We start from the raw sequence: 12,936 nt of genomic DNA, 5'->3' as shown, positions 1-12,936 counted from the left end.
ATGCTGTATTGCAATGCATGTTCAATTCGAGAGTCTGTAGGCTCATCCTCTAAGAAAAAAAATGCAGTGCGATAATAAGTACAGGCTCGTAAAAAAGCCAATTTTGCGTCAAAATAAAGTCCCTGGTTACGATAGGCTTCAGCAAGATTATAGTTATTATCAGCAAAAGCAATCCAATGAGTATACCAACTTTCTTTATTGCCAGGTTCTATTTGATTCGCTATTGCAAGGCATTCTCCTATTTCAGCTCCTTGATAGGTAGTACATCCTAAGCTTCTAATTAATTGAGCATTAAATAGTGCCGGTTTAATGATATTATACATAATAAGGCATCCTTATTCTTTTTTTATAAAATCAAACTTGCATTCGATCAAATAATAGAACTATTTTATTTTTATAGTAGTGATTAATTCTTTAAAAAGGAAGTAGGTGATAAGTCCATTGGATGAGAAATTTCCTTTGGCTTTTTAATGAGTTGCTTTTTATTTCCCTAAAATATTATTCTATGTAAATGGGTTTTATAAGACCTTGGTTTTGATTAAGCATTTCGATTTTTCGTATTTCACGCGCATTTCTGGATTAGAATTGCTTTCATAATTCTGAACTATAGTCCAATTTATTTCATTGAATTGTAAAAGAATAGCTGCCTCTCGTTTCATGACCATCATGAGCGATTACATGCCAACTTACAACATAGCGACCTTTATTTAAAGATTTTAATTTAGTGGTTAATATGTAGTGATTTGGGTCTACTGTTCCATAACCGATACTGACTTGTTTTTTATTACGGTCGGTAACTATTAATTTACTAAACTTTGGCTCTATTTGTGCATTAAAGGTGATACTAACAACAGGAGGACTTTGGGTTAATTCAGCCCCAGCACCAGGAGATTGATTCTTTGGCATTGCATGAGCCCACAATGCTTGGCTAAGAACACAACCCAAGATTAATATTACTGTAGTTAATTTCTTTAAACTATTCATAATTATTTCCTTATTAATTCAATAACTAACTAAAAATTGATCTATTTATAGAGCTATTTGGAGAAAAAATGTCGTCAATGTATAAAAATACTTGAATAGCAAAACCAACTTGAGTCCCCGAATTTTTATTGATTGGGATAGATGACTCAACACTAACTTGACCATACTTCCATACGCTGATAAAACCTGGATTGATAGTTCCTGTTGTAAGATGTGCGCAAGCACTCACTAAGCATGTATTCATAGGAAATTCAACAATGGGCATAAAATGATTCATAATGAAAGGCGTATTGAGCGATTTCACAAAATTTTGCATATAAGGCAAACTATACATTACAACAAAGTCATAATCTACACTGACAGCACGATGATCTCGAGTTGTATAATTCGGGCTTCCAAATGTATAAAAAGCAAACGATCTAAACAAATTTAAACTTTCTGGTAAAAAACCAAGTCCTTGTCCTACAATGATTGAGGGCGAATACGTAGTAAAAGAATCAGCATCCACACCGGTATTTCCTGTTCCAACAATGTTGGTATCAAGCCCTATAGAAAGAACCGATTCATAATCAGGAATTGTGATCATTTGATATAATAAACTAACTGCCAAGTCATCAAATCCATTTTGAGCTGGCATGCGTTCTGGATTTTGTATATGAAGATAGCTTCCAGTAATTGTTCCCTGTAGATTTTTGATTAAAATTTTATCGTAGGCAAATTGAGGATTTGAAGTCCAAACTTTATTACCATCGTCATTAAGAGCTTCTATTCTAAAAAATATAAAATTAAAATCATTCCCAGCGATTGGATCATCCATTGTGACAGTAGCAGGGAAAAATCTTTGACCAACAAAACCGTGGGCTTTCAAACCGCTCGATACTAAAATCAAATAGAAAGACAAGGTAAATATAAATAATATTTTCATGTACATTAGTTGGATCCACCCACCGTTTCATCACATTGTAATGAGTTTAAAATATAAACCCGATGAATTTTCTCAGACATGATTTGCAAAATTTATTACTGAAATCGTGCTTTTTCAGAGGAAGAAGGTGCTGATTGAATATTTAATTTTGATTGCGGTGAATTTGCAAAATGCAGCGGAACATACTAAAGCTAGGACGATAGGGCAATTAATTTTTATTTTCATATTAGTTTACTCAATAATATGGAGTTTAAAAATTAACATTCTATCATTATGTTGTAAACAAAAGTCCAAGTTCATCAACATAATTTTGTTGATTTCCTAATACGAAATACTAGCATGATCCGAATTGAAAAAAATCATTGCCTTTGCATCGGTGCATAAAGCAGATGAATATAGTTTCATAGCGATTTTTGTCCAGTACAGAGTTAGAAACGCATCGATTTTGTCTTTGAATACGTCAACTAGTGAAACATTTCTTAATACTGATCTTAAATAGCTGTAGATGAATCAGACATCACATACACAATCCAAGGTTCACTCGTTCCGATTTTATTGTAAAGATTTTGCGCTACATCATTGTTAATCTGAGTTAACCAATAAATCCTACTCCATTTTTGAAACTTACCCATGTGTTTTAATTCATCCATAAGCATTTTTGCCACACCTGCTCTCCTATGTGCGGGGTTAATGTATAAGTCATGTACATAACATTCTGGAGCGATACTCCATGTACTTAAATGAAGAATAAACGTAAGAAATCCTACAGGAACATCTTGAACATTACAGCAAACAATACCCCTTAGATGTTCATCATCTGAGAGCAACCTATGCCATGTATTATCAGTCACTTCATGGGGTAACGATATATGATAAAATTTTAAATACTCTTTCCATAAAGTTAACCAGCACTCTTTGTCATTAGATTGTAATCCTCTAATCCTATATTGGTTCATGAAACAGTCCTATTGTTTTTAGCAAAAATATTATTTGCGCGCCTACCAATAAATAGAGCAAATTAGAAGTAATTCATCGATAGGATTTCTTACTCGATGTTTTTTAAACGCAGCAAAATAAAAAATATCTTGTGCGCTAATGTAATGACACGATCCTTCATAATTTAAAATACCGCATCCTTGTAAAACGATCCAAATTTCCTCTTCCTGATGGGAGTCCAATGGGGTTTCACACTGACTTAACACATGAAAATAAGTAGTATGAAAAGGAGGGGTTGCTCGAGATAATGTGAAATTAATAGGATATACATTGACCCCAGGAGCTATGTTCTCAGGATCTGAAAAAAAAGGGGCGAAATCCTCCTTGCTCATCTTTGCATCAAGCCATTGAGACATATTTTTGCTCCTCCTGGTTATGAAATAACTCTCGGTTCCAATCTAATACAGTGCTCTCATTTTCTAGATCATAAATGGGTAATTGTGCGATGCTATTAATAATTTTTGCACTTCGCCATGCCATAACACTTAAATTGGGTTCAGCAATTCCATGCGACTGAACAGCGGCATTTTGCACGTAAATACGATTTTTTCTTGGACCATCCCATAAAATAGAAAAATCCTGATTAACACAAAATCTTCCATTATTTAAAGGTATTTTGTCGGCCAAGGAAGAAAGGTAAGAAGGAAAATCCCATTGATAGCCAGTGCAGAGGATAACAATATCTGCGGGAATAAATTTTCTTTTCGTGGTAGTAAGATCGCACAACAATAACTGATACCAATCGGCATCCCTATTCATATGGATTAATTCATGCCGAGGTAAAAAATTAAAAAATCGCCCCTTATTTTCTAAAAATTCTAAACTATAAAGTTTTTGATAAATCGCTTTTAATAAGTGAAAAGAAATGCCATCACTGGCGAGTTGTTGCTCCTGCAATAAAAGCGTTTTTTCTTGCTCAGGTAGATGAAAGAAATACTCCATATAATTGGGTGTAAAATATTCATTTACAAATGAAGAAGTATCCATGGGTAACAATTGACACCGCCTTGAAATCCAATTCAATTCCGATGGTAGCCGATCTTCTTGAGATAAAATATGATGTACTATTTCAGCACCACTTTGTCCACCACCAATAATAGCAACCCTTTTACCCTGCCAATGGATTGGTTTTAATAAAAAATCTTTATTGTGTATTACATTTTTACCCATATAATCCTTTACACAATTAGGGAGTTTTGCCTGTAACCCATTACCCAATAAAAGATGCTTACCTCTAATCGTTCTTCGGCTCGTGCTCATTACGAAATGCGATTGATTAAAACAAATATCTTCGACTTCTTCTTTGAAAAATAAATTAGGCAACGAACGACTTACCCAATTTAAATAGTGACTAAACTCCATTCTTAATACATTTTTAAATTGTGCATTAATAAAACGATATAATCTTTTATGTTTAGCCAGATAAGCAATAAATGAATAAGAATTAGTAGGATCAGCCAGTGTAACCAGATCATTTAAATAACTGACTTGGATTTCTGCATGAGAAAAAAGCATTCCTGGATGCCAGACAAACTCTTCATTTTGATCAAAAAAAACACTAGAAATCGCTTCCGCTGAGGACAGTAACGCGGCAACACTTAAATTAAATGGACCGATACCCACACCCAGTAAATCGGAAATTTCATTATGATGCATTTGGTTCACAATGGACTTCCTCCTTGAATACTCCAAACTCTTGATCAATGCGCTTTATACTCAGTTTTAATTTTTGTAAAGGACGTGTTGGTGGAATAAAAAAATCACTCATTACTGGTAAACCGTCATACCCTAAAATAACCCAAAGAGTTTCTCCTAACTCTGGCATGTAAGGATAAATCAACAGAGCCAATCCTTTTAACCACCAAAAATAATTACCTGATTTCTGGCTCAAACCTTTACCTAAGGCGAGCCAATCATCAATAGAATGAACTGCAATATGGGGTAAAAAGCAATTCGGTTGTAATGAATGTGCTTGAATAGCGAATAACTCATAAAGTTGCGTTTTTAAAGGTTGATCACAACCGTAGGCTTTCACATCAGCCAAGCTCCCCACTCCTTGAATGATTAATGTTTCGATCCAATCTATTGTTTTATTGTAATAAGAAACAAAATCATTGAGCACAAAATTACCTGTTTGATTACGAACATCTAAAGAAGCAAGATAAAACCGAATAATATCACTAGAGAGTTTTTTTCTATAGATTGCTTCGTCCACTCCAATCATATGTTGCCGGCTTGTTGAAAATTTGCTGCCCTCAAGATAGTAAAAATAATTAACGAGGTAATAATCAAAAGGCTTATATTGAGGACATCCCCGACTAATTCCCAATGCACTGCTTAAAAATGGCAAGGCATTATCAATGCCAAAACTAGAAATAGTAATCACCTCTGAATCATTTGCAAATGCGTTTTTATTGATGTCCATTAACTTCCCGGCAATTTCCCCAAACATCAAAAAATAAGCAAATATAAAACCATAACTAAATAAGGTTCTATCCGGATGGCTAGGATCAGATAATCCCCAATCACAATGAGTAGTTAAACGAAATAAATTATTTTGCTGAACTTGGTAGTTTTGGAATATAGTTTCTATATATTGATTTACTCCTTTGGAGCATAGCTCTACTTGATGAGGAAGGTGTAAAAAAATATTTTCTACCGCTTTTTGTCTCGTATTATTCTCTCGAATTATTTCTTCTGGACGAAAATGTGCACCACAATTTTCGCAAAAATAACTTGTGGTTTTTTTGAAACAAACAGGACAGTTTCCACTAAGCCAATAGCCGGTCAGAAAACGTTTGTTTTCTTCATCCCACGGCATATTTTCCTCTAATACAGATGTTACTTTATTATTTAACAATTGTTGAAAGATCTTCTGATGCCATTCTTGATAAGAAAAACTCCATTGTGCAGCCAGCGGATTAATGAATTGATCTATTTGAATATTCATTAACTTTAGATCTTCTGCGATTAATGCATGATAGTGATGGCCTATTTCTTCTGGATCTTTATTCTCTTCTTCAGCTTTTCCCGCTGCATAAGATTCATAGCTATCGGTACCACAAATTATCCAAGCACGGTGTCCACAAGCACGCAGATATCTTGCAAGAATATCAACACTTAAAAAAGGGCCACCAATATGTCCCAAATGTAAGCGACCATTAGGTGTAGGCACCGATGGAATAAGGAGATAATTTTTCTTATTTTTGGTCATCGATTTGCTCCATAAGTTTTGTCCTCAAACGATCCGCCATAATCTCAAGCGATCTTTGCCAGCCAATTCTAGAGATCGCAACGGCTTTTTCCTTATTTCTCGCTAAAATAGCAGCAACTAAGTCTTCATTTTCTTGCTTAAACTCTGCCAGTACTTTTTTATTATCGTGATGAAATCCTATACATAAAAAACGATAGCGCGCAGAATGGTCATACAACATGTCTTGAATTTTAAGTAACCAAGGAGATTGGCATGCTTGGATTAAAGTAAAAGTAAATTCTTTTTGGAATTCGTTCCATTCTATAGGATCCAAGGATTGGTCGGACTGGGAATCAATATATTTAGCATAGCGGTACCAGCAAGAAATAACTTCGGCTTCCCAAGATGCATCTCCATGGTCCATCGATAATTCTAAAGCGCGAGTTTCAAGATCCATTCTAATAGCATAAAGATCATATAACTCTTCTAGAGATAGAAGAGGAACAGAAAAACCACATAATTCTTCTAGATTAACGAATCCATTAGCAACTAATCGAGACAATGCCTCTCTTAAAGGACTGTATCCTACATTATATCTTGCTTTTAACTGCTCCATTTGTAGCTTTTGGCCAGGGCTATAATAACCACTCACAAGATCCTGGCGAATTTTTTCTAAAACAGTGCTTGCTTTTGATTGTTTTTCACGAATTCGTATCATTTTTATTATGCTTCATTTAAAAACTGAACATAGTATTAATTATTTTCGAAAATTTGTAAATATTCGAAAATAATTAAATTCATTAAGAATAGATAAAATGGACTGGTCAAGAGGATAATGAGGAATAAAAACTGAGACATCGTGTATAAAGCCTGAGAAAACCCTCACAAAATTGAAACACTGCAGATCAAGTGATTACTCAGCCCGAACGATCTAAGTAGATAATGGATCAAAAGCATTTTTTAAATTTTATGAAGTCCATCAGATATAAAATATGGAGCGAGACAGTGAGAGATCAATAGTCAACAGAGCCCCATAAAACCTTTAAAAAGTTTTATGGGGTATGTCTCTTTTCAGGGGTCATAAACTCTGTAGCAGGTTTAATGTCTTTTAATTTAAAAAGAGAATATTGGGCATGTGGTGATGAATGTTCTTCTTTCACAGGATTCAATTCCTTAATTCCCATGTGTTGTTTATCCATGATAAGCTCATCATTCCCAGCTTGATCAATATGAAGCTGCATTTTTTGAGGCGTTTTCTGCGCTAATTGTTGCTTCAAACGAGAGACCTCTTCTACTAGTGTTTGAACTTGTGCTTGAGTATTTGTGTTAATATGATTCAATTCGATCTTTTCTTCGATTTCTTGAATTAAATTTTGCAATTTTTCTGTCTCTCGATCCACAATATTGGATTTGCATAATTGATCCATTTTTTCCTTATCCAATCCTTTCCAACGACGAATCAGATTTTCAATTCCTGGGCGCTCAACAAACCAGTAAATACTGAATGCAGCTAAACCTACAACCACACCCACAGCAACAATTGGCCAAGCTGTGGCTGCCACCATAGGAATAAATGCACCTGCAATAGTCAAAGCAACAGCTTGGCCCGCAAAAAAACCGCCACTAAAAAAAATAATTCCTGCAAGCCCTGCAGTTATCATTTTCCCAGCCTTTAGGTAAGGATTTTCTAATGCTAACTTCAGTTGAGATCGTGCCTCATTTAAGTCTTCATGTCTTTTTAACAACATTTTTGCAATCGCAAGATCTTGTTCAAGCTCTTGCAACGTTTTATGAGTCGATTTTGAAAGACGCGCACGAATTAATTTTATTTGTTTAAACTCGTCCAGCAAAACATCAAGTAACTTTGGAGCATCAGAAGATTTGATTCCTAAATTTTTAGAAATTTCAACTAAATCAAAACTATAAAATACAATTATGGAGAGTATTGAAAATAACGTCCCTGCTACAAAAAATGCGAGAGTAGGAACAAAGGAGAACATCCCCATAATCGCGGTAACACCATCAAAACCTTCACAACCAAAATAAATGGTTCCTGCAAGGGCGAGTAGTCCTAACTTAGCTTTTGAGAGTGTACTATTTTTTTTAGACTTTTCTTTTTTCGTTAAAGAATTATTTAATGAGTCATTTAGATCTTTTAACAATGAGGTCTGTAACGATGCAATTAAAAAAAATGCATCATCATTCCCTGTGACTGAGTGTGATTGTTCAAGCCACTTCAATAAAGAAGTTCTATCAATTGCTGTTTTTTGTTGAAATGTTTGAGTAAAACGCTTATCGATCTTGTTCAACTTGGAAATTAATTCTTGGCTTGTTGTACTTAACGAAATAGTCATCAACCTACCCCCTCAAGATTATTTAGTCTGTCAAAATCACACAAGAAATTAACTGACATAATACTGAGAAATTATTAACCAAATATTAAGAAATGAACCATTCAGAAAAAACTCAAGTAGATTTAATTGAAAAATACAGATTTTATGCCCAAGTACAATGCTCCGTTTAATAGACTATAATTGGGATGACTCATAAAGGAATTGGATTTGCAACACCCATTTCAGGATAACAAAATAGGAAATTAAAGAGGCATCATACAGGGAGCAAAGTTTAAGAATTCAACTGAAAACTATGGTTTTAAATCATACGTTCAATACAGCTGTTGTATACAGAAATCAAGACACTATCTACGGAGACTTTCAATGATTATTTTATATTCTTATCCCGAACTTTTTGGTATCCCTGACAATAATCCTTTTGGTCTAAAAGTCGATACTTTTCTTAGGTTAACTGAAATAGACTATCAACACGAGCACCTCATTAATACCAAAAATGCACCGAGGCAACAATTACCTTATATGGAAGATAATGGAACAATTATTACTGATAGTAATGTTATTCTTAATTATCTTTCCCAAAAATATATTAATTTAGATAAAAATTTAACAAAAAAACAAAAAAACACTCATTTTTTAATCACTAGAATGTTAGATAATCATTTGTATTGGGTTATGTCTTATTCGCGCTGGCAAGATGAGCAATTTTGGCCTTTATTCAAAGCTGCATTTTTAACCCAACTTGCTGAGTTATCAGAATCAACACTTGAAACAGTAAGGAAATACAATATTGAAAAATATCATTATCAGGGTATAGGGAGATATTCCAAAGAGGAAATATACCAATCTGGCATTGATGATTTACAATCAATTATTTTACTTTTAGAGAATAACCTTTATCTATTTGGTGAAAAAATTCACTCTTTGGATGCGTGTTGTTATGGGTTTTTAGCCAATATTTTATATTTTAAAATTGAAACACCACTGAAAAATTTTATCCTACAAACACCACTGAAAGATTACACTGATCGGATAAGAAACTTACTTGGTTATTAAATAAGAAATCTATCCTTGTTCCTACATCCCTACCCCGACCAGACTAGTCATCTTCTTTTTACGGGATAGGAGATAGGGGATTCAGAGAGACTAAAACCTTACTCTGCGAGCGTGTACAGTTTATAAATTGGCTCCCAAATATTCGCTTTGAGCTGCTTTTCTAAATCAGATTCATTAATACCAGCAAGACCTTCCAATATTGCCTGCTTCCCAACAGCCCTTGCAACATCAAGACTGATTGCACGAAGGCTCGCTAAGGGAGGTAACAGATTTGCCGTCTTATTCTTCCTAGCAGGTGAACAAGCTGCAAGAGCAAGTGCAGCCGCCTTAATCATTCCATCAGAGACTCTCTTTGCTCGAGAAGAAATAATACCTAAAGCTAAACCTGGAAAAATATATGAGTTATTTGTTTGATCAATAAGAAACTTTTTTTCATTAAATGTTACAGGTTCGAAAGGGCTTCCAGTTCCTACTAACGCACGACCATCCGTCCAATTAAATAGATCTTGTGGCACTGCTTCACTATGCCATGTGGGGTTGGAAAGCGGAAAAATCACAGGACGTTCCGTATATTTCGCCATAGTTCGGACTACTTCCTCAGTAAAAGCTCCTTTCTGAGTTGAAACACCTATTAGTGCTGTAGGTTTTACATTGCGGACAACCTCAAGCAAATCTATTTCCATTGGGTTACTAACCTGCCATTCCTCTATCTCAGAACGCTTGCGCGCAAAAAACTCTTGATCCGGGCTTAATCCCTTTCCTCCTTCCACAAGTAATCCATACCTGTCCACAGCATAGATACGCTTGCTCGCTTCTTGATCACTCAAACCCTCATCTTTTAAGGCTGCATGAATCAACTGAGCAATACCATGACCTGTTCCTCCAAAACCAAGAAAAACGATTTTCTGATCTTTTAACGGAATCCCTGTCACATTGATCGCTGAAAGAAGAGTACCTGTTGCCATCGCAGCAGTACCCTGGATATCATCATTAAAAGTACAAAGTTGATTACGATAACGCTCCAGCAAACGAGCCGCGTTTGCTCCCGCAAAATCCTCCCACTGCAAAAGCACATTCGGCCAACGACGCTTAACAGCCGAAACAAAAGTATCAACAAACTCATCATATTCAGACCCACGAATACGATGGTGCTTCCATCCTACGTAAAGAGGATCCGCTAATCTTTCTTCATTATCTGTTCCTACATCCAAAAGAATTGGTAAACAATATTGTGGGGGAATACCAGCCAATGCTGTATAAAGTGCCATTTTACCAATGGGAATTCCCATACCACCAGCCCCCTGATCTCCAAGACCAAGAATACGCTCACCATCGCTTACGACGATGCATTTAATTAAATCATAACGTGGATGAGAGATAATTTGTTCGATTAAATCTTTATTAGGATAACTCAGAAAAAGCCCCCGCGCTTTACGAAAAATCTCACTGAACTTTTGACAACCCTCTCCAACAGTTGGGGTATAAACAATAGGTAACATTTCTTCAATATTGTGGACAATTAAGGAGTAAAACAATGTTTCGTTATTATCTTGAAGATCACGCAAAAAACTATATTTCTCTAGGGAAGTAGGTAGTTCGATCAATCCTGCATGACGTCTTTTTTGCTGTTCTTCCAATGTACTCACTTGGGGTGGTAATAAACCGTGTAACGCAAATAGCTCTCTTTCACTATTTGTAAATGCAGTCCCCTTGTTTAACCGAGAGTTATTCAGAAGATTATAACCCGTTAGTTTAGTTTTGATGCTTCCATCTTCTAAGTATTGTGTTTCTTGAGTTAATTTACCCATTTTTAAGATCCTTTTATATTATCCAATTTTATAACTCAACTCAGGACTACCTCATAAAGCTCATTTATTCAGGTAAAGGAATGAATTCCTCTTCATCTCCAGGTATTTTTCCAAATTTTCCAGTTTTCCAATCCAACTTAGCCTGCTCAATTCGCTCTTTAGAACTGGCCACAAAATTCCACCATACGTAGCGTCGTGTTTCAAGTGCAGCTCCCCCAAGAATAATAATATGAGTATCATCGACAGCAGTTACTTTAATTTCAGTACCTGTTTTGAGAATAAGCATTTTGGCGCAATGATATGAATTATTATCAATGACGATTTCACCGCTCAAAATATAAATAGCCCGTTCCTCAATCGTCTTAGGAATGATCAATGCGGCATTTGCCTTAAGCTTACACTCCACAAAAAGAGCATCATTAAACGTGAAAACAGGCGATTTTATCCCGCCCCATTCGCCTGCAACTATGCGCAAGCTCATATTTTTACTGTCATTATCAGTAGGAATAACACTTTTATCATAATGTGTAAATGAGGGGTTTATTTCTTCTTTGGTAAGTGGTAGAGCCAACCAACATTGAATACCAAAAAAGGGATGAGGATAAAAACGATCTTGATGTGGTGTGCGCTCTGAATGAGCAATCCCTCTTCCAGCAGTCATCAAATTCACATCACCAGAAGCAATAATTTGATGACTCCCAAGTGTGTCTCTATGCTCCAGCCTGCCAGAAAATAAATAGGTCATCGTTGATAAACCAATATGGGGATGAGGCCGTACATCTAATCCTTTACCTGAAAGAAGTTCATTAGGACCAGCCTGATCCCAAAAAACGAATGGCCCCACTGTCCTTTTTTCTTTTGATGGTAATACTCGCCCTACTTGAAACCCACCAAGATCAACTGTTCGAGGAATAAGCTCCATCTTTATTTGCGTCGCGCAGTTTTTAGTCTCACATATTGGGTCTTTTACATTGAAATAGCTCATCTTTTGCTGCTCTCCCTAATTGAGGCCACAATATTAGGTTAATTCACTGCTACTAAATCAAAATTTTCTATACTCAGTAAGCATAGCTCAAAATAGGATGCTACTGGGTTTAAAAAAGTTTTTTATTGCATTATATTATTCTTTTTAAATGAACCTTTTTACACAATAATGGTAATCATTTAGTGTACATAAATAGGACCGTTATGTATCAGTTAGCAAATAAATTGTTATTTCTTATCTTGACCTTAATGAGCAGTTCCCTTTTTTCTGCAATTTCGACTCCTATTGAAATAACGCTTGAGCCTAATAAACCGACTGTTTTAACCAATTCAAATACTAGAATCGCAATGCTATGTGAAATCCATGCTGCTTCAAACACAAAAAACAATGTCACAATCAATATAATGAGTGGAAAAGGCGTATTCAACGGCACCACATTTAGACAAGGTGATTTTATGGTGTGGACTATTTACAATATGCAACAAATCCCATTTACCGCAGATCCTGGTACCAAAGCCCAAGTCACCAATTTAGGATCTTATACCTTGAAAGCCGTGTGCGTGTAATAATTTATCAAAACTATAGTAATGGTTAATAGTTAAACCCTGCCAAGTAATACTCTATATGGTAGACCCACA

Annotated in this window: 12 protein-coding genes and 1 pseudogene; 2 read left to right on the top strand and 11 right to left on the bottom strand. The window is 35.4% G+C overall.

Annotated features, from left to right (window positions below; genetic code table 11):
• The 9 genes and pseudogenes from Lsan_RS22810 to Lsan_RS02845 form a co-directional block, all read right to left on the bottom strand.
• Nucleotides 1–323 (bottom strand): annotated as a pseudogene (locus Lsan_RS22810) (alpha/beta hydrolase family protein); the annotation flags it as partial.
• 298 nt (nucleotides 324–621) lie between these two features.
• Entirely contained in the window at nucleotides 622–984 is a 363-nt protein-coding gene (locus Lsan_RS02880) for a copper resistance CopC family protein (protein WP_058513028.1), read from the bottom strand.
• Nucleotides 985–1,009: 25 nt separating this feature from the next.
• Nucleotides 1,010–1,909, bottom strand: coding sequence for a hypothetical protein (locus tag Lsan_RS02875; protein WP_237762013.1), 900 nt, complete (start codon nucleotides 1,907–1,909; stop codon nucleotides 1,010–1,012).
• A gap of 491 nt (nucleotides 1,910–2,400) precedes the next feature.
• The gene (locus Lsan_RS02870) at nucleotides 2,401–2,865 is read right to left on the bottom strand and encodes a GNAT family N-acetyltransferase (RefSeq protein ID WP_058513026.1); all 465 of its coding nucleotides are present in this window, start codon (nucleotides 2,863–2,865) and stop codon (nucleotides 2,401–2,403) included.
• A 42-nt stretch (nucleotides 2,866–2,907) separates the two neighbouring features.
• Nucleotides 2,908–3,261, bottom strand: a complete 354-nt coding sequence (locus Lsan_RS02865; RefSeq protein WP_083505070.1) for a cupin domain-containing protein — start codon at nucleotides 3,259–3,261, stop codon at nucleotides 2,908–2,910.
• Nucleotides 3,245–4,561: a lysine N(6)-hydroxylase/L-ornithine N(5)-oxygenase family protein gene (locus Lsan_RS02860; protein ID WP_058513025.1), complete on the bottom strand. Its 1,317-nt coding sequence runs from the start codon at nucleotides 4,559–4,561 to the stop codon at nucleotides 3,245–3,247. The genes Lsan_RS02865 and Lsan_RS02860 overlap by 17 nt, the downstream gene beginning before the upstream one ends.
• Nucleotides 4,551–6,119, bottom strand: a complete 1,569-nt coding sequence (locus Lsan_RS02855; RefSeq protein WP_058513024.1) for a methionine--tRNA ligase — start codon at nucleotides 6,117–6,119, stop codon at nucleotides 4,551–4,553. The genes Lsan_RS02860 and Lsan_RS02855 overlap by 11 nt, the downstream gene beginning before the upstream one ends.
• A complete protein-coding gene (locus tag Lsan_RS02850; protein WP_237762012.1) occupies nucleotides 6,106–6,816 on the bottom strand; it encodes a GntR family transcriptional regulator in 711 nt (236 codons plus the stop codon). The genes Lsan_RS02855 and Lsan_RS02850 overlap by 14 nt, the downstream gene beginning before the upstream one ends.
• A gap of 334 nt (nucleotides 6,817–7,150) precedes the next feature.
• Nucleotides 7,151–8,452: a hypothetical protein gene (locus Lsan_RS02845; RefSeq protein WP_058513023.1), complete on the bottom strand. Its 1,302-nt coding sequence runs from the start codon at nucleotides 8,450–8,452 to the stop codon at nucleotides 7,151–7,153.
• A 363-nt stretch (nucleotides 8,453–8,815) separates the two neighbouring features.
• On the opposite strand from Lsan_RS02845, the gene Lsan_RS02840 reads away from it, so the two are divergent.
• A complete protein-coding gene (locus Lsan_RS02840) occupies nucleotides 8,816–9,505 on the top strand; it encodes a glutathione S-transferase family protein (protein WP_058513022.1) in 690 nt (229 codons plus the stop codon).
• Between the two features lie 98 nt (nucleotides 9,506–9,603).
• Here the strand turns inward: Lsan_RS02840 and Lsan_RS02835 are convergent, their stop codons facing one another.
• Together Lsan_RS02835 and Lsan_RS02830 are read right to left on the bottom strand one after the other, a co-directional pair.
• Nucleotides 9,604–11,313 carry an NAD-dependent malic enzyme gene (locus Lsan_RS02835; protein ID WP_058513021.1) on the bottom strand — a complete coding sequence of 570 codons (1,710 nt, stop codon included), beginning with the start codon at nucleotides 11,311–11,313 and terminating at the stop codon, nucleotides 9,604–9,606.
• Between the two features lie 64 nt (nucleotides 11,314–11,377).
• Entirely contained in the window at nucleotides 11,378–12,298 is a 921-nt protein-coding gene (locus Lsan_RS02830; protein WP_058513020.1) for a pirin family protein, read from the bottom strand.
• A 203-nt stretch (nucleotides 12,299–12,501) separates the two neighbouring features.
• Here Lsan_RS02830 and Lsan_RS02825 point away from each other — a divergent pair, with 203 nt between their 5' ends.
• Nucleotides 12,502–12,864, top strand: a complete 363-nt coding sequence (locus Lsan_RS02825) for a hypothetical protein (protein ID WP_058513019.1) — start codon at nucleotides 12,502–12,504, stop codon at nucleotides 12,862–12,864.
• The last annotated feature ends 72 nt before the right edge of the window (nucleotides 12,865–12,936 follow it).

It is taken from the genome of Legionella santicrucis, assembly GCF_001468135.1.
GTDB classification, from domain to species: Bacteria; Pseudomonadota; Gammaproteobacteria; order Legionellales; family Legionellaceae; genus Legionella; species Legionella santicrucis.
The sequence above is the reverse complement of the archived record's forward strand: the minus strand, read 5'-3'. Positions and strand labels throughout refer to the sequence as shown.